This is a genomic window from Vibrio sp. NH-UV-68, from assembly GCF_042940635.1.
In the GTDB taxonomy this organism is placed as follows: domain Bacteria; phylum Pseudomonadota; class Gammaproteobacteria; order Enterobacterales; family Vibrionaceae; genus Vibrio; species Vibrio pacinii.
On record NZ_CP134975.1, the window covers coordinates 1,248,989 to 1,271,598 of the forward strand.

Here is a 22,610-nt window from a genome sequence, read left to right on the forward strand (position 1 = left end):
TAAGATATTGGGGTAGACTAACGTCAGTAGAATTAACCATGAGGTAACGAGATTGAAAGTTATCACTCGCCCTAAAAGTCTAACGGAAAATGTAGCTGAAAATTTACGCTATTCCATTGTGAATGGTGAATTGAAGTTAGGTCAGCCACTTTCTGAAGCATCCTTGTCAGAAACCTTCGGTGTGAGTAAAACACCAGTGCGTGAAGCACTATTTATTCTTAAACAAGAGGGGTTGATTGATATTATCCCTCAGAAAGGTAGTTTCGTTTTTCAACCGGATGAAAAGTCGATTGTTGAGCTTTGTAATTTTCGTAGCTATCTCGAACCTATCGCCATTGAAGAATCAATGCGTAATGATTCTCAAGCGTTTTTGGAAAGCTTAGAAATTAGCATTGTAAAGATGGAACATAAGTTGAAAAACAAAGACTTTCAGGCATTTTTGCTACTGGATGGCGAGTTTCATGAGTCTTTTTTCAAGTACTGTAATAATTCGCTACTTCAGAAGAGCTATCAATTAGTACAATTCCATATAGGAGCGATTCGCAGTCACTTGACAAGCACAGAAGATTCCTATACTGAGATTTTGGAGGATCATCGTCGGATCTATCAAATGCTTAATGATGACGAAATTGAGGAAGCGAAATCCACGCTAAGAAAGCATGTGTTAGATATTAAATCATTAATTGATGAGTGTGTTTTAGGTAAATAGCAAAGTGATGCCATGTAGCTCTAGCCTACACGGATGGCAGGAACACAATTTTGAAGTAGTTCAGAACTTGTCGCCAATTTTTGATTCGTATTGTACATTTCTTTTAGGTATCTTGAATTCATTGATTGCCTGAAAGTTGGTCGTGACTTGTTGATGACTTACCATTATCGACTTAGTTGAGCGGTCATTATGGAAATTGGAGCCGGGTTTGGAAGCATCATCAAGGTGACCGTCTAATTCAGCATTCAATGCTTTTTCAACGGTCACCTTGAGTATTATCTAATGGGTAACTTAAAGAAAAGGCGCAAACTTAATTAATTTAGAAGCTTTATCGCCATACGTTCCAAGAGCTCTATGTTATCAATTAAGGTTTTGATAACAAGTTTTCGGCTTTTCAGAGTGCATAGAGAAAGTATTATAAGATGTATGAATTTAAATCTGTGCCGTCTTCCTTATCAAAATTACTTGTACCGGTTTTTCAAATGATCTTGAAAATGCTGCGCATTAAGTGTTTCCCCAGTTGCCGATTTCACCAATTCGTCGGTAGTTAGTAAACTTCCTTTGCTCCAAATATTGTCCGACAACCAAGTGAAGATTGGGGTTAAGTCGCCACTTTGAATAGCGCTATCCACATCGACGGTTTGCTTCATTGACGCCATAAATTGAGCCGCATACATTGCGCCCAAGGTGTAACTTGGGAAGTAACCAAACGCGCCGTCCGTCCAGTGAATGTCTTGCATGCAGCCATTTTTAAAGTTGCCTTCGGTTGATAAGCCAAGGTATTGCTGCATTTTCTGGTCCCATAATTCAGGAACGTCAGTGTGCTTGAGATGACCATTGATCAAATCACGCTCGATTTCGTAGCGTAAAATGACATGAGCCGGGTAGGTAAGCTCATCAGCATCGACACGGATAAAATCTTTCTTTACTCGAGTATAAAGCTTTTGGAAGTTTTGCTGAGAAAACAGCGCCGAGTCATGATCGGTAAAGTGTTTGCTTGCCAGTTGAGATAGGTGGGCGATAAAAGGTTCGCTGCGGCCAACTTGCATCTCAAAAAATAGTGACTGTGATTCGTGGATCCCCATCGAACGAGCTTCACCAGAAGGCAGGCCAGCCAATGACTTTGGTAGCCCTTGTTCATAGCGTGCATGTCCAGTCTCATGAACGATGCCCATTAATGACTGAACAAACTCACTTTGGTCGTAACGTGTGGTGATACGCACATCGGTAGGGACGCCGCCACAAAAAGGGTGAACACTCTCATCCAATCGACCATGGTTAAAATCGAACTGAAGAAGTTTCATGACCTCTAGACCAAGGGCTTTTTGTTTCTCGGTGTTGAATGTTCCTTGCGGCGTCATGAATGGCTCTGACGCTTGTTTATCGATCACTTGGTCAATCAATTCCGGCAACCAAGTTTTCACTTGACCAAAAATGTTGTCGAGGGACGCTGAACTGGTACCAGGTTCATAGATATCAAGCATGGCGTCGTAGGGTGTTAGCCCATTGGCCTCTGCGCGGATTTGAGCCTCTTCTTGCGATAATTTAACCACCTCTGCCCAGTTTTTCTCAAAGCCTTGCCAATCGTTGTCACCGCGTTGGGTTCGCCACGCGTGTTCACATTTTGATCCCGCCAGAGATTTTGCTTGCACTAGTGACTCGGGGAGCAAGTTGGCTTGTTGCCACTGACGTTTGAGCTCTCGCAGGGTGGCTTGTTCAGTGCCATCAAGGTTCTCATTGTCAGCTTGCGCAAACCACTCTTCGAGTTGAGGTTGAGTTTGTAATGAGTGAAGGTGCACTGACAGCTCTGCCATCGCTTCACTGCGCGCTTGGTTTCCGCCCGCTGGCATAACCGCGGCTTGGTCCCAGCCACAAATTGCTGCTAGGTGATTAAAGTGAGAGATTTTTTGTGCATGTGCTTTTAATTGATTGAATGCGCTCATCGTTCGCCTTCCGTGACTATATAAAACCTTGAGTCTATCAACCTATTGCGGTAACACCAAGCCGCTCAATCGCGATATTAATCCCCTTAATTAATAGGTTAGATAATAGTGTCGGTAATTAAATGATTGACCCGCTAAGCTAAGTATGACAATAAAGAGTGAAAACAAATCAGGGAAGTAAGCTGTTGTGATAGAAAATTTTGAAGCGTTTTTGATCGCCATTACTATTTTAACGTTAACTCCGGGGTTAGATACTGCGTTGGTATTACGCAATTCATCGCGCGGTGGTTTTGCCGATGGTTCAACAACCAGTTTGGGCATTTGTTTGGGGTTATTTGTCCATGCCACTTTTTCTGCGATTGGTATTTCGGCCATCTTAGCGCAATCGGCTGAACTATTTAATGCAGTAAAAATGGTGGGTGCGGCGTACTTGATTTGGCTTGGCGCAACAACACTCAAGAGTGTTTGGAAGGGCGAACTTGGTACGGTTAATACGCAAGCCCAGCATCGTCAATTGAACTTAACGCGTTCACTACGCGAAGGTTTTCTGTCGAATGTACTTAATCCGAAAACGGCCGTGTTTTATCTTGCATTTTTACCACAGTTTATCAATCCAGAAGGCTCAGCTTTTTTACAGTCATGCTTAATGGCCAGTATTCACTTTGTCATTGCGATGGTGTGGCAGTGCGGTTTAGCCGGGGTGCTGAACTCAGCCAAGAAATTATTACAAAGTTCAACCTTTATGAAGCGTATGGAAGCTACCACGGGTGTTGTGTTGGTGGGTTTAGGCGTGAAGTTGCTGATTGAGGAATAACTTTCTGTATTGAGCATTGATTGCAAACAGCCAGAGTTTTTCGCTCTGGCTGTTTAGTTTGGTTATGAAAGAGGGAGCTGGCGAATCACACGTTGAATATCATTGCCATACTTGATTCGTTGACGCGTTTCTTCCAATGCATACATCTGCGTTTTCTTGGCCGCGGGGTTGGCGCTTCTTCCTTCCATCACGCTATTGCCAGTCGAAGATTTTTCATCATCCAATCGCCCAGGAATTGTCTTCACGCTCGACCAGCCAAGGCTACCAATCGATCGCGCCGTCATGATTCCTTGGTAGATGGTATAACCTCGAGCACTGACTTTTACCTGGCCAAGAAGAATTTTAGTGTAGCCGCCGTGAATAGGTGCAGGGGTATAGGTCATGGTTTTTCCTCCCTGAATCATTTTTGTTGCAATAACTTGGCCTTCAGAGTTACCCAGTCGCATTGCAGGGTTAGTTTTGCGCGCCCATTCTAAGTTGTAGTCTCCAGAGGGACTGATTTTATTCCACAGCCGCGAGCCAAGACCTGGTTGAGTGACGTCGTCTAATGCGCCTCCTGCTTTAATCCAACGAAGATTTTGTACTGATTTGTACGCTGAGTACCCGCCGCTAACGATGCCAATAATATCGAAAGGAATCGTGGCAATATCTAATTTTCGTGATATGTCGCCGTCATCAATGACGCCCGATGCTATTTGAAGAGCACCACCAGTCGCGCCAGCAAGACCACCAATAATGCCGGCAGCCAATACTAAGCTCGAACCACCAGTTGGTGCCGCTAAAGCGATACCGATAATGCTAGTGACAACGCCGAAAACGCCGAACAGTATTTTACTGATATTGAGATGACCACTGGGGTCGGTAAAGTTAATAGGATCGTTATGGCAGTAAACGTAAGCGTTATGTCCACCTTGGTTAAAAGGCGCTAAGCTATCGGGCGCGTTGAAACGCATCAGTTTCGGCTGATAGATACGATAACCTTGCCCTAAGTGGTAGCCTTCAAGAATAGGGTCGAGCCATTCGCCATTAAATCCTAATCCATAAGGTGAACGGGTCATTGACTGTGCCATCGCCAATCGAACTGAGGTAGGAAGTAAAGACACACCCCCAACCACTGCTGCCGTTTGGCCTATCTTGACTAAGAACTCTCGTCGGTTTAACGGAGTAATTAACATCGATTCGTTATGCTTCATTGCTATTCTCCGCTTGGTCGCGTTGTCCGAAAGGAGAGTAGCGGTACACTGCACCAGTTTGCCCAGGTGCGTTGTCTGCCACTACTGAGCCATTTTGATCGGTGGCTAACAGAGAGACTGCGCTGCCTTGCTGTGACCATTTAGGTAAGCCATCGTGATAGACGTAGTTTGTGACGTGTCCATTGTGTTTAATTGAGCAAAGGTCGTTCCACAGGTATTCAAAATCGCGAGATTCATTGCTCGATCGCTGATGCACGAGGCGGTCATTACTGTCGTACTCGTAGCCCCAATCAATGCCATTTGTGTTGACGTTTGCCAACCGGTCAAAGTTGTCATACTCAAGCAGTCTTCCCTCGGCATCTTGAATCATATTGCCATTCGCATCGTAATGGATGTCAATTGATTGGGCGAGCGTTGGGTGTGTATGGCTAATACGTGTTAACTGACAAGGATCATCAGACTCATAGTAGAAAGTGGCGAGATCTTGTGCTTCAGCGGTTTGGCAACGCTGAGTTTGCATATTACCTAACAAGTCATAATCCCATTCAATACAAGTGAGGGGCTGACTCCAATCACTTATCGGGCCATTACCCAGAAAGGTCACTTTGGTCAGTTGGTTTAGCTCATCGTAGGTGTAGTTTTCGGTGACCTCACCGAAGGTTGCGCATGTTTTGCTGCGAGAGGCGACCAAGCCAAGATCGTTGTAAGTTTGCGATTGCTCAAAAATATAGTGATCATTTAGCTCGACAGCCCGATTGATTTCTCTGCTGTAGTTATCCCAATCAATTTCGGTGATTTGAGTTTGGCCTGCTGAGACCAGTTGCTCGACGATGATACGGTCAAACTGATCATATTGATAAGAGAGCGTAGCAGCATCAGTACTGAGTTTAACTAATCGACCGAGCTCATCGTAACGATACTGACGGTGTTCGTCGTCTGTTTGGATAGATGAAATTACGCCTCCCGGAGAGTAGGTGTATTGTCGAATATTATTATTGTTGATCTCTGTTTCTGGTAAGCCCGTTGGGCTATAAGTAATACTGCTTTTACTGCCGGCGTTATCAAAGCTTTCGGTAGGCAATCCTGAGATTTTATCATAGCGATATTCGGAGCTTTGACCACCACAGGCTTTGCTACTTAGTTCGCCTAACTGAGTATCTCTGGTAAAGGTTCTCAATGGTGATGATAAGCTTGATTCAAACTCTGGAATATTGCTGCTGTCACTATATGTCCATTCTAGAGAGGGCAGAGGGCTTGAACCACGGTAAAGCGAGAGAGGGCGGCCTAGACCATCCACGTCGCGCCATCCGACAAGTTGTTCGCCAATTTTGACCTTTGCAACTTGTGATTGATCGGTGTGCGCAGCATATGTAATTTGTTGCGACACTTGATTAGCTTGCTTGATGTTAATGACGCGATCAAAGTGGTCATATGAGTAGTGAGTGGATTGATTGAGTGGGTTCGTTTCTTGCTCTAATCGCCCCCATTTGTCGTATTGATAACGCCAGCTTTGGCTACCTTGTTGTTTGTGCTTTTCTAGTCCCCAGTTGTTCAAGGTACTGACCGTGAGTTCCAGTCCTTCAATGCCTTGTGTTTTTTGTCTAGTGGCGAGGTTGTTAAATTCAATCTGACGACATCCGTTGGCAAGAACAGTGGCCTTTACTTGTCCCCAATCATCATATTGATAGGTTTCGGTCTGTGTCACGGATATTTTGCGATCATTGATATCTAGAAGGGTATCGCAAGTACTTTTGCTTTTAAGTCGACCTAGCTCATCGTACTCTTTCTGCCAGACTAACGTGTTGTCTATCTTGGCATTGAGCTCTCGACCCTGGCCATCCCAGCTTTGTTCGCATTGATTACCCTTACAATCCGTCAGCACCATGATCTGACGCGCATCGCCAGTGTCAATCGTGTATTGATAACTGCGCGAAGCACTGCCTTCAATGCATTCTTGAGTGATACGGCGCAAAGAATCATATTGAATTGAACTGCGAATGCCATCTGCGTCGATGTGATGTGACAGTTCACCAATGTCGAGGTAATGACCAACGACTAAGTTAGTTTGGTTGTCGTCGTGACAGATTAATTGTTGATGTTCTTCTATTGTTTCGCTATTCAATGCATATTGGTAATTCGTGATTGTTGAGTAGCGACCGTTTGGGTGAAGAATGTCATTTTTGATTGAAGCCAGTCGGCCCAACGAGTGTATTTGGTCGCTTTCAGTATGATAGTGATAATGACTTTGGTAGCGCTGGTGGGCATCTTCGAGGCTCAATACCACACTGTCATGTTGGTTTGCTCCCGTAATCGTGGTGTATTGGTAAGAAATTTGGCGTGTGTCCGTGCCATTAGTCAGTGTTCTCGATTTTACAAAATTGGCCATGCCTGACGTAGAGGCAGGGCAACCTGTTTCACCATCGGGCGCATAATATTGATACTGTTCGGTGATGTTGTTTTCGTCAGTAAATGACAGCATATTTCCATACTTGTCATAGATCCAGAATCGAATCTGAGTATGACTGTCATTATCCATTTGCCACGTCTGTTGCTCTGTATCGATTAATGCGTATTGAGCAGGTTGATCGGCAAACGATGTGTTATCGAGCGCAGGATAACCGAGCTTTTTACAATGGACTGTTTGACGGTTAACAATGCGTTCTTCTTCAATCAGCAAATGGAACTGGTTGTAGGTTTGTTTAGTCTCTATCTCACCATTCTCTATTTGGCTAATTTGGTAAGTGTAAGCAACCCCTCTCTCTAATAGGTTATCGATGCCTTCACTTAAACTTCCTCCCGATACGCCAAAACCCATGAAGTTGTGATCATCTCCTCCGACGCTATCATATTGAGTGGTGATAACAGGCGAGTTACGAGTGAGTACTTTATGTTGCGTGACGGCAGGTAGGTAGCTGTTGGCATCAACTCGTATTCCATCGGCGATATAGGTTAGCTGCTCTTCCAAACCGCATGGATGAGTGACGTTTTTGATCAGATTAAAGCTGCCGATTTGTTGGTAAACAAAGTCATAACTTCCCACGTCTTCAGGTAGGTGACATTGAACCAACTCTTGATTACTTAAGATAAGGGAGAAATAGGCTTCATGAATAGTCCCCATATTGGTAAAGATATTGATTCTCGCGACGTTTGGGTATGTGATCAGTAGTAATGGTGAAGCTTGAGAGGTTCTATCGTCCCACACTTTACTTAGGCGTTTACTATCGCCGATATTCAGCCACAAAAAATTCAGCGCATGACCATCGCTTTGGATGATTTTTTTGATATAGCCCTTGTTGTCTAAAATGTCTTTGCGGCCATTACGATAGGTAATTTGGTAACCATTAGTGTTTGCTGAAACCGTGAAGTCTAATAACTTTTTATAACGAATGTTGAGCTGATAATTTGCGGTTAATTCTGCACGATACGATTGCCCGTTGGCAAGGTACAGCTGCTTTTGCTCGATATCATAGCGAGGAAGATTCAACGTCCAGCCTTGGCCAAAGCCGAGATTTTCGCTGCTGTAGGGTGAAAACTGAATCGAAATATCTAAGTTCGGCCCTTTTAACCAGTTGCCGAGTAGCGAGCCCAGTAATATTTGATAAGAATAGCTTCGCGTTCTCTGATCGACGCCACCTGAGCAATAACTGTCAAAGTTAAATGCATTTGAAGTCCAATTAGACATATTTTATCCTTTAAATAGAGGGAATTAGCCCGGTTCTTCTGGGCTAAAACTAGTGTTCCCAGCAATTGTTATTGGCTAACGAGGTTCCATTGGGTGTAGTCCCAACGTTGGCCACCGTCAGTAAACGCACTTTCTGGATAGGTCAGTTTTAAGGGGGCTTTATTGCCATACTGGTCAAATGCGATAAAGCGATACTCACTTTGAGTGTCGTTTTGAGAGGTATTATTATTTGAATAGAGAAGCTTGCTAAAGGTGACTGAGCGAAGCTTTTGGTTGACTCTCCACTTTGCAGTGCGGCTTTCACCTGCGGCGCTGTTCCACACATATTCGTGAGTTACGGTGCGTTCCTGGCCTGGTGTAAATAGGAAGCCTTTGACAGACTTAAACCCCTCTGGACAATCACTGTAGCAACCAAGCCATTGGTCATTTAAAAATTCATTATCGTGGTTTGACTCTTGCCAATTATCTGTAGAAACCTTAACCAGTCTTAAAGATGGGTCGATAGGGGTAATATAGAAATTACGAACTTCGGCATACGAAAAGTAGAAATCCTCGAAGTCTTCTTCCTCCCATACTTTTTCGCCTTCACCTAGTTCAGCGAAGTCATTCGCTGTGTATACCACCGGTTGGACCGATTGATAGATAGCATTCTCATCGTATGGATGTGCACAGCTGTCATAAGTTGTGTCGTTGTCAAATTGGATTCGAGCGCACACGGCTCTGTATTGGGCGACTTCTGTACTGTATACCCAAGCCGTGATCAGGTTCTGCGGGGTAGATAAGAGGCGTGAAGTTGGTAGGCTCTGAGCGTATTGGTAACTAGTGCCCATTTGGTGAACGTAATCATTTTCACTGTAGGTGTACCCCCAACAATCGCGACGGTAGGAGCAGTCTTGGTCTTTGCTCAGCTCGACATGTGTGCTTTTGATGTAAAACGAGAGCGAGTTTCTTACTTCTTCATCGTTAACGCTCACCGGATTGCCGTAGCCATCAGAAATACTGACAGTAACGTTCAACTTCGACTGCATTTTCCCGTTAGCAAAAAAGGGCATCGGGACGTGGTTACTTTCGCTGTGGTCTGATGATAAAGTGAGATCAACTTGATAGTCACTATTGATAGCAGCCAAAGTCGAGTTGGTGAATAGAAATAGTGTGAGTAAAAAATACGGTTTTAAATTTAACATTGGCGTTCCTTTTTTTTGTTTGGTTTGTATTGTTATCAAATTAGGTCGTTAATGTTTTTATTTCAGTGGTTCGGATAAATGTTGACTCTTTTGACTTGGAATATAATTAGGCTAAACGCAAAGAATAAAATTGTAAATTAAATGAAAATAATGCCGCTTGATAAGGTTTATTGATTATTTTATTTAAAATTCAATTGGTTAATAATTTTATCAGAAATAATTCAGATGAATTCAATAGTTTTTTGTTGATTTCATTTTTGGTAAAATGTTTTTATAACGATTTATATGATTTAGGTCGTTAATATCTACATATTTCGGAAGTCTTTTGGATATAAAAGATAGGATGCTATAAAAATTATTTCCAACTTTTATATTTATAAAGTTAATGATGGCTTATTTAGTGTTTGTTTTATTAGATTTGACTGTTCTTTAATTGGTAATGGTCCCATTCTTGCAGGTATGAATCAATAGTTAGATTCAAGAAGATCAGGAAAAGTTCATCAAGAAAGGTTTATCACTACAATTAAATAATTTCCGATGTGCTATTTTCAGAGTTGCATGTTCGCTGGCATTCTGAATTATGTGCAGTTTTCGTCGACTGAAAGTTACAGCTTGAGTTAATTTAGTATATTAATAATCTACCGCCTGGCGTATAGCATTGTCCTATTATTGTTGAAGTTCTTTAATATCATAAAGCTACGGTTTGAATATAATACTTTGATGTTAACTTGCTTTGGCTCATCATTGAAAACTAGGTAAGGCGAGAGCATTTTGTCATTGAGTGCTGGTTCGAGTTCTTGAATAGAAAGTAAGTTGACCGTACCAGTTACAAGAAAACTGGAATCAGATTGAAGCAGTGAAATTACTTTAAAACTAAGCATCATGCGATTGGTCAGTGATTCATCTTGCAAAGAAGTAAGCTGAGTAACTCTATTACTGTTGACACGAGTAAGTCCATCGCTGCGTAATATATGTTCGTTAGGAATCATATCAACTACACGGTGGTGGTACTGTACATCTTGTATTTTTGAACCATACGGCCAAAACCATGTGGCTGCGAAAAGTGCACTAGAGGCGGCAATAGCAAGGTAAGGCTTCATAATTGCTCACTGGCGATGAATTCTTTTATGGTACGGGACGCTTGTGCAAACTTTTCTTGGGTGTAAAACAAGTTGATAGATTTTTTTGTCTGTTTATTTAGCCATGAAATCGAGGAGTATTGTTCATTTTCTGCAATATAAACAACACACTGGCATTGGTTTTCTTGCAATAGTGCTCTCAGCTCGTTTGAGATTAGGATATTGGGCTCCATGTAAACTTCAAGTGAGCCAATGGCATAGGATACTAGTCGATTGCTAGATTCTTTGTCATCATAGTGTTGGTAAAATTTGCTCAGACCTAAAAGAATTGTCCCAATGAATAGGCTGAATGTAATCAAGTAGCAAACGAAATCTTTGTAGTGTCGAAGTGAGAGGAAGCTAAGGTGGGCGAAAATGCATGTTGAATGAGCATTCGGTGGCGCCTTGATAGGAGGGGGCACATCAGATGGTTCGAAAAAGACCGTTCCTTCAATTAGTCTATAACCAACTTTTGGCACTGTGATAATCGGTGACTCTTTTACTCCCAATTGGATAAGTATTTGTCTGATAATACTTATGCTTTTGGTTAACGATGTTTCGCCAATATCTTCATTTTCCCATGCATGTAATAGGAGAGTTTGCTTTTTTATAAGATTGGGAGAGTGTTTAATCAATAAGTTAAGTATTCTCGATTCTCTATAGCCAACGAGAACCGAGTTCTGTCGATTGGAAAGCGTACTCTTAATCGGGTCATATGTAATCATGCGACGTTGCTCTAATAATTATATTAAACAATGTGTTTAGTTTCGCGGATAGTAAGTACTGTAGTCAATCATAATTAGGCATAGTTTTAGTGTTTTCCCAATATTATAATTGCTGTGATTAATTAGGAGCCATGATAAATTTATAGTCGTGTAGTCGTGTAGTCGTGTAGTCGTGTAGTCTGAGATGGCTGTATTCTGATAAGAGATAAGAGATAAGAGATAAGAGATAAGAGATAAGAGATAAGAGATAAGAATTAAAATTTTGATATATGCGTCAATTTATTATAGACAAACGCCCTAAGCCGAGTTGGCCTAGGGCTGTAAAATATCAAAGACTCGCTATCGAATAAACTGTCACTGCTGTGTTTAATGAACCATCGTAATTGGAACCATAGCGAATTAGAGTGTGATGGAATTCAATGTGCATCTTACACTTTCACTGACTCAATATTCTTTGATGATGCCACCGATGAAAAGAAGCATTTGGTTTCCTCTATTACAACATGACGAAGGGCAATCAAACCGATCAAGTTTGGAATCGCCATTAAACCGTTGACGATATCGGCAATGACCCAAATCATATCTAAGTGAAGGAATGCGCCAGATGCGACTAAGCAAACATAAATCAATTTGTAAGGTAACACCGCTTTGGTGCCTAATAAGTACACGACGCAACGTTCGCCATAGTAGTTCCAGCCTAAAATAGTTGTGAACGCAAAGAACATTAACCCGATGGAAACTAGCGTTGGGCCAATGGTGTCTGAATTTAAGCCCACGGCAAAAGCATGCGTTGTCATTGCCGCACCTGCAAACTCACTCTGCCAGGCGCCTGTTAGGATCAGAGCAAGGCCAGTCATAGTACAGATGATAATGGTATCAAAGAAAGTCCCCGTCATTGAGATAAGGCCTTGCTTAACACAAGAGTCTGTTTTTGCTGCGGCTGCTGCCATTGGCGCGCTGCCTAGACCAGATTCATTGGAGAATACGCCGCGCGCAATACCCGATTGAATCGCGAGCATGATGCTTGCCCCCAAGAAGCCGCCAGTTGCAGCTGTCGAAGTGAAGGCTGAAACTAGCACCAACTCAACCGCATCAAACAGTTTATCGGCATTCATGATGATGACACTTAAACAGGCCAGCACGTAAAACAGTGCCATGGTCGGGACAACTTTGCCCGCCACCTTTGCGATTGATTGGATACCACCTAAGGTGACAAATGCCACGAGAAGAGTAAGCACCGTCGCTGAGATCTCACGTGATAGTCCAAATGAAATCTCGCTTGCATCAAGGATAGCGTTAACTTGCGGGAAAGTACCAATACCAAAGCAGGCAACCCCCAAGGCAAAGACTGCAAACATCACCGCCAGTGCTTTAGAACCAACACCATACTGAAGGTAGTACATCGGGCCACCGATCATCTGACCTTTGTCGTCTACTTTGCGGTATTTGACTGCCAGTAAGCACTCAGCATATTTGGTTGCCATGCCGAACAAAGCCGCTAGCCACATCCAAAATAGGGCGCCAGGGCCGCCGAGTTTAATGGCAGTCGCCACACCGACGATATTTCCCGTTCCTATGGTTGCTGATAGAGCAGTACAGAGCGCAGCAAAGCTTGATACGTCACCTTGTTTATTGGAATCGTCTTTACTGAAGACCATCTTAAGGGCGGTAGGAAGGTGTCTAAACTGAAGTAAGCCTAAGCGAAAAGTGAAGTAAACACCGGTTCCGACTAATAAAATCAGTAGTGGTGGGCCCCAGACAAAATTGTCGATGGTAATAAGTAAAGTGTATAGGTTATCCATGATTTCCCCTTAATTGATAAAACTAAATTTAAGGAGAAGAGGGAAAGGGCAGAGATCGGGATCTCTTAAAAGCGATAGACAGGCGAAGCCAACTAGCGGATTAGATCTTTCCACTCCTCTGTCCTTTTGCCTGAGAGTTTCACTTTACGGGCGTAAAGCTTGCTCCTTCGGCGACCGATTAAACGGTTCTCTCCAGAGGTTCCTCCAACAACAGTCCACGCTACCTAGGTAGCACCTGAAAGATTTACTTCTTCGGTAGGTTATTCTGATCAAATGTTAACATTTGGTTAATAACCACTCTCCTGCTGTCTTCATCGGAACAATTGCTCGAAATGTGAGCAAAAGTTGGTCAATAGCGCTACAGCGTATTGACCAGTGAACTTTATCACTTTTTATTATGTTTTCAACAAAAAGTTTGAACTCAGTCATGATTTTTGGTGATCAAAAAAATAGCGCCATTTAGGCGCTATTTTAGAGGTAACTTTGCCACAACTGACTAGAAGTAATTGGCGTCCATCAGTTCGCTGGCTTTTGCTGTTTTTACTTCTGCGCGCGCTTCTAGCCATGCAATTACTTGCGCTTTTTGTTCTTCAGTGACGTCGACATAACGCTCTTTCGCGCACAAAAAGCCTTCAAACACTTCTAGGCCGCCGCCGCCGAAGCAAAGGTCTAGGCTGTCGATATAATCAATGAAATCATCGACAAATACATCGTAACGCTCAAAGTCGTTGATGTTTGTTTCGCAGCTAATTTCAAAGCCCAACATAGCAAATTCGCCTACGAAGAGTTTCTTTTGAATACGACGTTTTTTATTGTCTGTTTTAAATGGTTTCATGACTTGGCCTCACTATGATTTAGCCGCTCTTTATACATGATATTGTTATCACAGCCAAACAAAATGCTAGCAGCTTGGTGTGATGCGCTGGTTTTTTAGCCATGGATAAAATCAACCGGACGGTATGTCACCTTTTGAACCAATTAATTTAATCATCACCAAGGGTAAAACTACGCTACCCTGACTATTTTTGCGTAAAAATGGTATAAAGTAGAAACAGTGAGCCGAGCTAAGGAGAGTTTATGACCAGGTTGCTTGCAATAGTATTTCTAGCTGCAATAGCATTTGTGTTAATCCGGTATCGCACCAGTGAAAAATTACAAAAATATGTCGTGATTACACTCATCTCAGGCTTCTTAATTTATGCCGCAACATTGATGATCACCGAACTGATACGTTAACCCTCAGGAGTGTTTAAGTGAACCAACAGACAGACAACCAAGACGATGAAAATGTGGTGGTAATAGAGGAGCGCGATAACAAAACGCTGCTTTATATCGTCATTGCTGGTGTTCTTGGTCTTGCTCTGGGTGGGCTACTCGGTTCTACCTTAACGGCTCAAAAGTGGCAATCGACCTACTTGACGCTTGAAGAGCAATACCAGTCTCTGGTTAAAGATAAGCAGCAGATGGTCGCCAAAGTTGAACAGAAAGTGGCTCAAGTCGATAACGAAGTGGAGCAAAAACTGCAGCAAGCGATCATCGATCAACAGCAGAAACACAAAGTCGAGGTTGACAATCTTCAGCAGCAGTTGACTGAGCTAGAAAAAGAAAACCTGTCACTGGACGAACAAGTGAATCAACAAAAACAACAGCTGACTTCGGTAAATTCACAGAATACTCGTTTAAATCGACAAGCTGATATGCAGGTTACTCTGCTTGAGCGTTCACGAGAATTGTTTCAACAAGAGCTAAAGGTAAAACAAGAGCTAGAAGCCTTAGAGCAAGAGCGTGAGTCCTTGGCTCCGAAAATTACCCAACTAAAAAAAGAATGTGACCTTTTTCTAGAGGGGACATCTTGGGATGCCAAATCAGATTCATGTGATAAGCAAGATGAAGCATCTTCACGCTTGAGCCAAGTAGAACAGATGATCCGTGTTCACCAACTAGATTTAAAACAGATCGACGCACTTTCGGAAGAGCTCGGTTTGTGAAAGGAGTCGCTGAGTAAAAGCGACCTTATCTGAGTAAAAAACGTCTCACTTTTGAGGCGTTTTGCTTTTTTGCAACACAGAATTCTGCTTTTCCGTCAGACACTGTCTCAAATTACGCTACTGTTTATAGTAATGCACAGTTGATCAAGGCAGGTCATGCAACTGTTTAAAGTATCTGAAGGAATGCAATTGATAGCCTATATCGCCTATTTAGTGGTGGTAGGTCTAATGGCGTATGCGCTCTTATCTCAACCTCATCCGTGGCAAATAGCCTATTACGCCTTCCCGTTTTTTTTACTGTTTGCTTTGTACACTCGAAATGTATCTTTGAAACATGTCTTCGCATTTGCCGCTGTTGCGTTGTTTATGTTGGGCGGATTGATTCAACCCTTCCAGCTTAGCGTAGTCAGAGAGTGTCTATTCTTTTTACCGTTATGTTATATCGTCCTTTTCCCAGGTTCGTTGTGGCCCATTGCAGTGTGCGCAGCTCTGATTAACGTTTCCCTTTATCAACTGCCAGTGTCTGACTTTGAATGGTTTGTATCGACCTCAATAGAAGTCACCGCCATTACGGTATTCGCCACGTTAATGACCTATTTTTATGTCAAAACGCGTCAGCAAGCCGATAAGTTTAAAACAGATAGCCAAACGGACTACCTAACTAAGTTACCTAACATGAATGCCTTCATCGAAGATATTGAGCGAGTTAACGCCGATAGCGCTGCCAACTTTGCTTTGATTCAGGTTGGTCTTGAGGGGTTTAAGAGTGTCAATGACCGACTTGGTTATCGTTACGGCGACGATCTGCTAGTGGCGTTTGCTCAGCACGTGAAAAACATTGTTGCGGACAGTGGCAGAGTGTACCGCTTTGGCGGGGATGAGTTTGTGATTTTACTTGAGAGCCACGAATTGGCGCACAAGTTAGATGAGGTTGTCGATGAGTTAACTCGTTATGATCGTCTTATGTTCCAAGTTGATAATACCTCACATCGTTTAGCTTACTGTCTTGGGGTTGCCCTAGCGAAAGATGCACTTGGCAACCATGAGGTATGGGCTAAAAACGCCGACTTTGCCTTGTTCAAAGCTCGATCGGAAGGGGCGGGCGCGGTGTGTTGGTTTGATGATGAGTTGCTTAGTGAAATCATTCGTCAGCATCAGATTGAGACAGAGATTAAATCGGCATTGATCAGTAAGCAGTTCGTGCTGTTATATCAGCCGAAAGTGTCAGTCCAGAGTACGAAAGTGGTGGGGGCTGAAGCGCTTTTGCGTTGGAACCACCCTCAACTTGGGCCGATTTCGCCAGCCGAGTTCATTCCTATCGCAGAGAAAACCACGCAAATTGTTCCGGTTGGTCACTGGATCATTTATGAAGCGTGTCGTCAGGCCAAACAGTTTAGTGATCAAGGGTTAGCCGTATGTGTTGCCGTGAATGTTTCTACGGTGCAATTTGCTCACTCCGATCTGTTTGAAGTCGTGTGTAAAGCGCTCAAAGAAACACAACTTCCTTCACATTTACTGCAGATGGAGATCACCGAATCGACGTTAATGAGCGATCCTCAGCACATCACGGATATTTGTCGTCAGCTGCGTGCGATTGGGGTGTCGATTGCTATTGACGATTTTGGAGTTGAGTACTCAAGCCTTAAGTATTTGAAGCAGTTACCGGTTGATGTGATTAAAATCGACAAGTGTTTTATCGATCATTGTGCCTCTAGCCATTCGGATCGTGTCTTGCTACGCACAATCATACAAATGGGTCGCAGTTTGGGTATCAAGTTAGTTGCTGAAGGCGTCGAGCATCAACAACAACTGGATGTATTGCGCGAAGAGGTGTGTGATCAGTATCAAGGCTACCTCTTTTCTCGGCCACTGAAGTTTGAAGAGTTTGTTTCAATGATGAAAGAAGAGGCGCGCCAAGACCGACGAGTTAAACTGACGAAAGAGTAAGGCTTACAAGGATGGATAAACAAAAGCCGCCTCAGTAGTTAGGCGGCTTTATGATTGCAACAGTCAGCTTATGGCTTAATGAGTCAGGTAATGCTCAACGAATTGGGTGATTCTCACCATGTCATCGATAGCAATAAACTCTTCAGTAATATGAACTTTTGCCATTCCAGTTGAAATGTTGACCGTGGTTAGCCCTTTGGCATTGAAGTTATTGGCGTCACTACCGCCGCCAGTGCCTTTGGTGAACGGGGTGGCACCTATGGCTTCGAAGGACGCTTTAATTGTTTCGATGTGTGGATGATCATCGGCAATGACAAAAGCGTTATAAGCGCGGCTCGAGTCAATATTAACCTCGGCGCCATGTTTGATAGCTGCAGCTTGGAACGTTTCCACCATATGCTTGACTTGTATGCTTAGCTTATCATCATTGAGAGAGCGCGCTTCTGCGACCACTTTAAGTTCTGGCATTACAATATTGGTCGCATTACCGCCATGAACAATACCAATATTAGCCGTGGTTTCTTCATCGATACGTAACAATTTCATTTGTGAAATAGCGTCTGCTGCCACCTGAATGGCACTGATACCTTCTTCAGGAGCCAGACCTGCATGGGCAGGGCGGCCGATATAGTTAGCGACAATCTTTTGTTGTCCCGGCGCTGCATTGATTATCGTACCAATCGGACCGCCACTATCGAGTACGATGGCTTTGTCTGATTGGATATAAGACATATCAAAATGCTGTGAACCAAACAGCCCACCTTCTTCGTGAACGGTAAAAGCGATTTCTATCGTTTTGTGATTAAGATTTTGCTCTTGGATCGCGCGCACAGCTTCGATGATGGCCGCAATACCAGATTTATCGTCGCCGCCAAGAATGGTATTACCCTTAGAGCGAATAATCCCATCTTCAATGACAGGTTCAATGCCAATACCCGGAGTTACCGTATCCATATGACAGCTGAAAACGACACTATCAGGTCGCTCACCCTCTAGGCGTGCGTAGATATTAAAACCGTTGGAAATCGCTTCAGGTACAGGCAATTTGTGGACGTCAAAGCCAAGTTCACCTAACTGCTCAGCCAAAGCTTCACCAATACGTTTTTCGTTGCGAGATTCACTGTCAATTTTGACCAACTCAAAGAAGTGATTCATCAGGCGTTGGCGATTAATGGTTGTCATTGTTCTACCTCATTCAGGAACAGAGGCCAATAACATAGCGATCTGCGGTACTGGAGAGCATGCGCTATATCAATCTATTGTTGCTTTTGGCGCTGTTTTTAACAAGCGATAGCAAAGGTCAATATTGGCTCGTGGAGTGATTGATTGGGGCAATGACAGCGCTTTCAATCAAGCAAAGAGTGACGAAATGGGCAGGATGTAAGTTGAGCTAAAGTAAATAAAACAGCGTAAACGACCAAGTCGATGTAATTGTAAAAAAAACGTTACTCGCATGGTGTTGTTTAAAGTTTTGATATTTAGCGATATTTAACCGATTGTTGCTTGTGTTTTACACTTTAAAATAACATTTATTTAACAGTAAATTAAACGTGATAGGTTCATTTTTTCACCCGCTTGAGCCAAATTATGAGGAGTGGACACGGCAGTGATTTCAATCATAAGGGAATAAAAATGAACGAAGTGTATAACCCATTAGGTACCGATGGATTTGAGTTTGTCGAATATACGGCCTCTGATGAGAAAGGAATCCAAGATCTTAAACAGTTATTTGGCTCTCTGGGGTTCGCTGAAGTTGCTAAGCATCGTTCAAAAGAGGCCTGGTTATATCGACAGGGGGATGTGAACTTTATTGTCAATGCACAACCACACAGTCAAGCGCATGAGTTTGCTAAAATTCACGGTCCATCAGTGTGTGGTATGGCATTTCGTGTCGCTGACTCGGCGGCTGCGATGCATCACGCGATAGCGCATGGCGGTGAACCGTATGTGACCGAAGTTGGTCCAATGGAATTGAGCATTCCTGCTATTTACGGTATCGGTGAAAGCTTGCTTTACTTTGTCGACCGCTATCAAGACGGCAGCATCTATGATGTTGATTTCCGTTTCTATCCTGACGCACAACAGCGTTTAGCGAGCATGGATGTTGGCTTGCTTGAGATCGATCATCTTACCCACAACGTTTGCCAGGGCAACATGAGTGTGTGGTCTGGGTTTTATGAACGTATTGGTAACTTTAAAGAAATTCGTTACTTCGACATCGAAGGCAAACTTACTGGCCTCGTTAGCCGCGCAATGACAGCGCCATGCGGCAAAATACGCATCCCAATCAACGAGTCTTCCGATGATAAGTCGCAAATCGAAGAGTTCATTCGTGAATACAACGGCGAAGGTATACAACATATCGCATTGAGTACTAATGATATCTACAAAACAGTGCAAACTTTGCGAGAGCGTGGAATGGCATTTATGCCAACACCTGACACCTATTACGAGAAGATCAACAGTCGCGTCGAAGGGCATAGCGAAAATGTAGCTCAGTTGCGTGATCTGCAAATCTTAATTGATGGTGCCCCGATGAAAGATGGCATCTTATTGCAGATTTTCACTCAAACCGTGATTGGTCCGGTGTTCTTTGAAATCATTCAGCGCAAAGGCAATGAAGGTTTCGGTGAAGGCAATTTTAAAGCGCTATTTGAATCGATTGAAGAAGATCAAATTCGCCGTGGAGTACTCGATAATGCATAAGTGGATTACATTCCCTCATCGGGAGGGAGTGTGCTCCAAGCAGGCGCATGCTGACTTCCCGCAACAAGCGATTTATGAACGAGAAGCAGGGCGCAGTGGCTTTTTTGGCCCGGCGTCCCACTTTCACCATCAACATGCGCCAACAGGGTGGAGTGAATGGCAGGGCGAATTAAAACCGCGCGCGTTTAACTTTAATCAGGTCGAGCAGTCAGTGCAGAGTTCGCCGTGGGCAGTTCCTCATCTGCTGCATAACACAAACTGTAAAGTTCGCGTGTGGAAGCTCGACACTGCGATGGATCACTTGGTGCGTAATGCTGATGGTGATGAACTGCTGTTTATCCATCAAGGCAAAGCCGATCTTTTTTGCGATTATGGTCACCTAGAGGTGGTTGAAGGGGACTATGTGATGATTCCTCGTTCGACCAACTGGCGCCTTGAGCCTCAACAGCCAATGTTCGTACTGATGATCGAGAACACCGATGCGGCGTACACCTTGCCCGAAAAAGGCATGGTCGGCAATCACGCCATTTTCGATCCTGCCGTGCTTGATGTGCCCTCAATCGATCAAGCGTTTAAAGATCAATACAGTGAACAATCGACCCAAGTTCACATCAAACGTCATGAGCAAGTCAGTGTGGTGACGTACCCTTTCAATCCTCTGGATGCGATTGGTTGGCATGGTGATTTGTCGGTTGTGCGTGTGAACTGGCGTGATATTAGACCGCTGATGTCGCATCGCTATCATTTACCACCTTCGGCGCATACTACCTTCGTTGGTCAAGGGTTTGTGATCTGCACATTTGTCCCGCGGCCGATTGAAAGTGATCCGGGCGCGTTAAAAGTCCCGTTTTACCATAACAACGATGATTACGATGAAGTGCTGTTTTATCACGCAGGAGACTTCTTTAGCCGTGACAATATTGAAGCCGGAATGGTGACCTTCCATCCTGCTGGCTTTACGCATGGGCCGCACCCCAAAGCGTTCAAAGCAGGTCAGGAATACAAGAAAAAGTTCACTGATGAAGTGGCGGTGATGATCGACACTCGCCATGCTCTTCAGTTTAGCGAGCAAGCCGAACAAGTTGAAAACAAACACTATGTGTATAGCTGGCAAGCAAAATAACCAAGGGAATGAGTATGAAGTTAGCCACCCTAAAAAATAATAGTCGCGATGGCTTGTTGGTCGTCGTCAGTAAAGATTTAACCAAGTGTGTCGCGGTGTCAGACATCGCGAAAACCATGCAATACGCCTTGGACCATTGGCAACATGTTGAAGCGCAATTGAGTGAAATCTATGTCGCGCTCAACAATGGTGAATTGCTCCATGAAATGACGTTTACACCTTCGTCGTGTGAATCGCCACTGCCGCGTGCTTACCAGTGGGCTGACGGTTCGGCTTATGTTAATCATGTCGAGTTAGTACGCAAAGCGCGTGGTGCTGAGATGCCGCCAAGTTTTTGGGAAGATCCGCTGATGTATCAAGGTGGCTCGGACGCATTTATAGGGCCTTACGATGATATACCCGTGGCGAGTGAAGAGTGGGGGATCGATTTCGAAGGTGAAGTCGCGGTGATTACCGATGATGTTCCTATGGGAGTGTCGGCGCAAGATGCGGCTAAATCCATTCGTTTACTTATGCTCGTTAACGATGTTTCGCTGCGTTGCCTTATTCCGAATGAACTTGGTAAAGGGTTTGGCTTCTTTCAATCCAAACCGTCGTCGGTATTCTCGCCAGTTGCCGTGACACCTGATGAACTGGGGCAAGATTGGCATGGTGCGAAAGTGCATCTGCCGCTACTGAGCTATTACAATGAACGTCCGTTTGGTTGCCCGAATGCTGGTATCGATATGACGTTTGATTTTGCGCAGCTCATCGCTCATGCAGCGAAGACGCGACCGCTTTGTGCGGGGGCGATTATCGGCTCAGGAACGGTGTCGAACAAACAGGGCACCGAGTATGGTACGGCGATATCCGAAGGGGGCGTTGGTTATTCATGCATTGCCGAAGTGCGCATGATAGAAACCATCCGTGATGGTTCACCTTCAACCGCGTTTATGAAGTTTGGAGACCGGATTAAAATGGAAATGAAAGATCGCCAAGGGCACTCCATTTTTGGCGCTATCGATCAACAGGTTGTGAAGTATGAGTGAGCGGATTCTCTATGGCTATTGGCGCTCATCGGCTGCCTACCGAGTCAGAATCGCGCTCAACCTTAAAGGTTTGAGTTATGAGCAGCGCAGTGTCCATTTAGTTAAAAATGGTGGCGAGCAACACAGCGGCGCGTTTAAGCAGCTCAACCCGAATCAATTGGTGCCAGTGTTAGTCGATGGCAAACTATCGCTTAATCAATCACTGGCAATCATCGATTATCTTGATGAGACCTATCCTCAGCTATTGTTAACGCCAACTGACCCCGCGCGCCGTTATCTGGTTAAGGCGTTGGCGCAGGATATTGCAGTTGATATCCATCCTCTCAATAATTTACGCGTGTTGCAGTATTTAGCGGGAACATTGGAGGTGTCTGACCACGACAAGGCTCAATGGTATTCACATTGGGTTGAGTTGGGGTTTGAAGCGCTTGAAAAACGACTGCAAACCACGCACGGACGTTATTGTGTTGGTGATGATGTCTCTTTAGCGGATGTCTGCCTAGTGCCTCAGGTTTACAATGCCAGGCGCTTTAATATCGAATTAACAGCGTATCCGACCATTTGTCGCGTTACCGCGTCACTTAGTGAGTTGCCTGCTTTTGCCAAAGCAGTGCCAGAGCAACAGCCTGACGCCAGTGAATGATAGCT

18 protein-coding genes and 1 riboswitch are annotated in these 22,610 nt (G+C 43.9%); of the genes, 9 read left to right on the forward strand and 9 right to left on the reverse strand.

Annotated features, from left to right (window positions below; translation table 11 throughout):
* Nucleotides 1-52 precede the first annotated feature (52 nt).
* Complete coding sequence (locus ViNHUV68_RS05875) at nucleotides 53-709, forward strand: FCD domain-containing protein (protein ID WP_391089853.1); 657 nt, start codon at nucleotides 53-55, stop codon at nucleotides 707-709.
* 461 nt (nucleotides 710-1,170) lie between these two features.
* Here the strand turns inward: ViNHUV68_RS05875 and ViNHUV68_RS05880 are convergent, their stop codons facing one another.
* On the reverse strand, nucleotides 1,171-2,652 hold the full coding sequence (locus tag ViNHUV68_RS05880; RefSeq protein WP_391089855.1) for a carboxypeptidase M32: 1,482 nt from the start codon (nucleotides 2,650-2,652) through the stop codon (nucleotides 1,171-1,173).
* Between the two features lie 187 nt (nucleotides 2,653-2,839).
* On the opposite strand from ViNHUV68_RS05880, the gene ViNHUV68_RS05885 reads away from it, so the two are divergent.
* Nucleotides 2,840-3,466 carry a LysE family transporter gene (locus tag ViNHUV68_RS05885; protein ID WP_391089857.1) on the forward strand — a complete coding sequence of 209 codons (627 nt, stop codon included), beginning with the start codon at nucleotides 2,840-2,842 and terminating at the stop codon, nucleotides 3,464-3,466.
* A 62-nt stretch (nucleotides 3,467-3,528) separates the two neighbouring features.
* Here ViNHUV68_RS05885 and ViNHUV68_RS05890 read toward each other — a convergent pair whose 3' ends face one another.
* The 7 genes from ViNHUV68_RS05890 to ViNHUV68_RS05920 form a co-directional block, all read right to left on the reverse strand.
* Nucleotides 3,529-4,659: an RHS repeat-associated core domain-containing protein gene (locus tag ViNHUV68_RS05890; protein ID WP_038174397.1), complete on the reverse strand. Its 1,131-nt coding sequence runs from the start codon at nucleotides 4,657-4,659 to the stop codon at nucleotides 3,529-3,531.
* The gene (locus tag ViNHUV68_RS05895) at nucleotides 4,649-8,341 is read right to left on the reverse strand and encodes an RHS repeat protein (RefSeq protein ID WP_391089859.1); all 3,693 of its coding nucleotides are present in this window, start codon (nucleotides 8,339-8,341) and stop codon (nucleotides 4,649-4,651) included. The genes ViNHUV68_RS05890 and ViNHUV68_RS05895 overlap by 11 nt, the downstream gene beginning before the upstream one ends.
* A gap of 68 nt (nucleotides 8,342-8,409) precedes the next feature.
* Nucleotides 8,410-9,525: a hypothetical protein gene (locus tag ViNHUV68_RS05900; protein WP_391089861.1), complete on the reverse strand. Its 1,116-nt coding sequence runs from the start codon at nucleotides 9,523-9,525 to the stop codon at nucleotides 8,410-8,412.
* A 638-nt stretch (nucleotides 9,526-10,163) separates the two neighbouring features.
* Entirely contained in the window at nucleotides 10,164-10,625 is a 462-nt protein-coding gene (locus ViNHUV68_RS05905) for a hypothetical protein (RefSeq protein ID WP_391089863.1), read from the reverse strand.
* Nucleotides 10,622-11,368: a winged helix-turn-helix domain-containing protein gene (locus tag ViNHUV68_RS05910; protein WP_391089865.1), complete on the reverse strand. Its 747-nt coding sequence runs from the start codon at nucleotides 11,366-11,368 to the stop codon at nucleotides 10,622-10,624. Before ViNHUV68_RS05910 ends, ViNHUV68_RS05905 begins: the two co-directional genes overlap by 4 nt.
* A gap of 428 nt (nucleotides 11,369-11,796) precedes the next feature.
* Entirely contained in the window at nucleotides 11,797-13,170 is a 1,374-nt protein-coding gene (locus ViNHUV68_RS05915; protein ID WP_391089867.1) for an amino acid carrier protein, read from the reverse strand.
* A 108-nt stretch (nucleotides 13,171-13,278) separates the two neighbouring features.
* Nucleotides 13,279-13,376: riboswitch (glycine riboswitch) on the reverse strand.
* 290 nt (nucleotides 13,377-13,666) lie between these two features.
* On the reverse strand, nucleotides 13,667-14,005 hold the full coding sequence (locus ViNHUV68_RS05920) for a 50S ribosome-binding protein YggL (protein ID WP_391089869.1): 339 nt from the start codon (nucleotides 14,003-14,005) through the stop codon (nucleotides 13,667-13,669).
* A gap of 242 nt (nucleotides 14,006-14,247) precedes the next feature.
* Here ViNHUV68_RS05920 and ViNHUV68_RS05925 point away from each other — a divergent pair, with 242 nt between their 5' ends.
* The 3 genes from ViNHUV68_RS05925 (at nucleotide 14,248) to ViNHUV68_RS05935 (ending at nucleotide 17,105) form a co-directional block, all read left to right on the forward strand.
* Complete coding sequence (locus ViNHUV68_RS05925; protein WP_038174389.1) at nucleotides 14,248-14,406, forward strand: hypothetical protein; 159 nt, start codon at nucleotides 14,248-14,250, stop codon at nucleotides 14,404-14,406.
* A gap of 17 nt (nucleotides 14,407-14,423) precedes the next feature.
* Nucleotides 14,424-15,158 carry a chromosome partitioning protein ParA gene (locus ViNHUV68_RS05930; RefSeq protein ID WP_391089871.1) on the forward strand — a complete coding sequence of 245 codons (735 nt, stop codon included), beginning with the start codon at nucleotides 14,424-14,426 and terminating at the stop codon, nucleotides 15,156-15,158.
* Nucleotides 15,159-15,314: 156 nt separating this feature from the next.
* Entirely contained in the window at nucleotides 15,315-17,105 is a 1,791-nt protein-coding gene (locus tag ViNHUV68_RS05935; RefSeq protein ID WP_391089873.1) for an EAL domain-containing protein, read from the forward strand.
* 75 nt (nucleotides 17,106-17,180) lie between these two features.
* Here ViNHUV68_RS05935 and ViNHUV68_RS05940 read toward each other — a convergent pair whose 3' ends face one another.
* Nucleotides 17,181-18,287, reverse strand: a complete 1,107-nt coding sequence (locus tag ViNHUV68_RS05940) for a M20/M25/M40 family metallo-hydrolase (protein ID WP_391089875.1) — start codon at nucleotides 18,285-18,287, stop codon at nucleotides 17,181-17,183.
* A gap of 450 nt (nucleotides 18,288-18,737) precedes the next feature.
* Here ViNHUV68_RS05940 and hppD point away from each other — a divergent pair, with 450 nt between their 5' ends.
* From hppD to maiA, 4 genes are read left to right on the forward strand one after another with little or no spacing between them, the layout of a single operon-like run.
* Nucleotides 18,738-19,811 (forward strand): 4-hydroxyphenylpyruvate dioxygenase, encoded by a 1,074-nt coding sequence (gene hppD, locus ViNHUV68_RS05945; RefSeq protein ID WP_391089876.1) that lies wholly within the window; start codon nucleotides 18,738-18,740, stop codon nucleotides 19,809-19,811.
* Nucleotides 19,804-20,934 (forward strand): homogentisate 1,2-dioxygenase, encoded by a 1,131-nt coding sequence (locus ViNHUV68_RS05950; RefSeq protein WP_391089878.1) that lies wholly within the window; start codon nucleotides 19,804-19,806, stop codon nucleotides 20,932-20,934. The genes hppD and ViNHUV68_RS05950 overlap by 8 nt, the downstream gene beginning before the upstream one ends.
* A 14-nt stretch (nucleotides 20,935-20,948) precedes the next feature.
* Nucleotides 20,949-21,962: a fumarylacetoacetate hydrolase family protein gene (locus ViNHUV68_RS05955; protein ID WP_391089880.1), complete on the forward strand. Its 1,014-nt coding sequence runs from the start codon at nucleotides 20,949-20,951 to the stop codon at nucleotides 21,960-21,962.
* Nucleotides 21,955-22,605 carry a maleylacetoacetate isomerase gene (gene maiA / locus ViNHUV68_RS05960; protein WP_391089882.1) on the forward strand — a complete coding sequence of 217 codons (651 nt, stop codon included), beginning with the start codon at nucleotides 21,955-21,957 and terminating at the stop codon, nucleotides 22,603-22,605. Before ViNHUV68_RS05955 ends, maiA begins: the two co-directional genes overlap by 8 nt.
* The last annotated feature ends 5 nt before the right edge of the window (nucleotides 22,606-22,610 follow it).

What these genes read in the sequence shown, in the direction of transcription:
- ViNHUV68_RS05895 (WP_391089859.1), bottom strand. Translation starts at nt 8,341, where the DNA reads ATGTCTAATTGGACTTCAAATGCATTTAACTTTGACAGTTATTGCTCA.
- maiA (WP_391089882.1), top strand. Translation starts at nt 21,955, where the DNA reads ATGAGTGAGCGGATTCTCTATGGCTATTGGCGCTCATCGGCTGCCTAC.
- ViNHUV68_RS05940 (WP_391089875.1), bottom strand. Translation starts at nt 18,287, where the DNA reads ATGACAACCATTAATCGCCAACGCCTGATGAATCACTTCTTTGAGTTG.
- ViNHUV68_RS05910 (WP_391089865.1), bottom strand. Translation starts at nt 11,368, where the DNA reads ATGATTACATATGACCCGATTAAGAGTACGCTTTCCAATCGACAGAAC.
- ViNHUV68_RS05950 (WP_391089878.1), top strand. Translation starts at nt 19,804, where the DNA reads ATGCATAAGTGGATTACATTCCCTCATCGGGAGGGAGTGTGCTCCAAG.
- ViNHUV68_RS05935 (WP_391089873.1), top strand. Translation starts at nt 15,315, where the DNA reads ATGCAACTGTTTAAAGTATCTGAAGGAATGCAATTGATAGCCTATATC.
- ViNHUV68_RS05915 (WP_391089867.1), bottom strand. Translation starts at nt 13,170, where the DNA reads ATGGATAACCTATACACTTTACTTATTACCATCGACAATTTTGTCTGG.
- ViNHUV68_RS05900 (WP_391089861.1), bottom strand. Translation starts at nt 9,525, where the DNA reads ATGTTAAATTTAAAACCGTATTTTTTACTCACACTATTTCTATTCACC.
- ViNHUV68_RS05880 (WP_391089855.1), bottom strand. Translation starts at nt 2,652, where the DNA reads ATGAGCGCATTCAATCAATTAAAAGCACATGCACAAAAAATCTCTCAC.
- ViNHUV68_RS05905 (WP_391089863.1), bottom strand. Translation starts at nt 10,625, where the DNA reads ATGAAGCCTTACCTTGCTATTGCCGCCTCTAGTGCACTTTTCGCAGCC.
- ViNHUV68_RS05925 (WP_038174389.1), top strand. Translation starts at nt 14,248, where the DNA reads ATGACCAGGTTGCTTGCAATAGTATTTCTAGCTGCAATAGCATTTGTG.
- ViNHUV68_RS05920 (WP_391089869.1), bottom strand. Translation starts at nt 14,005, where the DNA reads ATGAAACCATTTAAAACAGACAATAAAAAACGTCGTATTCAAAAGAAA.
- hppD (WP_391089876.1), top strand. Translation starts at nt 18,738, where the DNA reads ATGAACGAAGTGTATAACCCATTAGGTACCGATGGATTTGAGTTTGTC.
- ViNHUV68_RS05955 (WP_391089880.1), top strand. Translation starts at nt 20,949, where the DNA reads ATGAAGTTAGCCACCCTAAAAAATAATAGTCGCGATGGCTTGTTGGTC.
- ViNHUV68_RS05890 (WP_038174397.1), bottom strand. Translation starts at nt 4,659, where the DNA reads ATGAAGCATAACGAATCGATGTTAATTACTCCGTTAAACCGACGAGAG.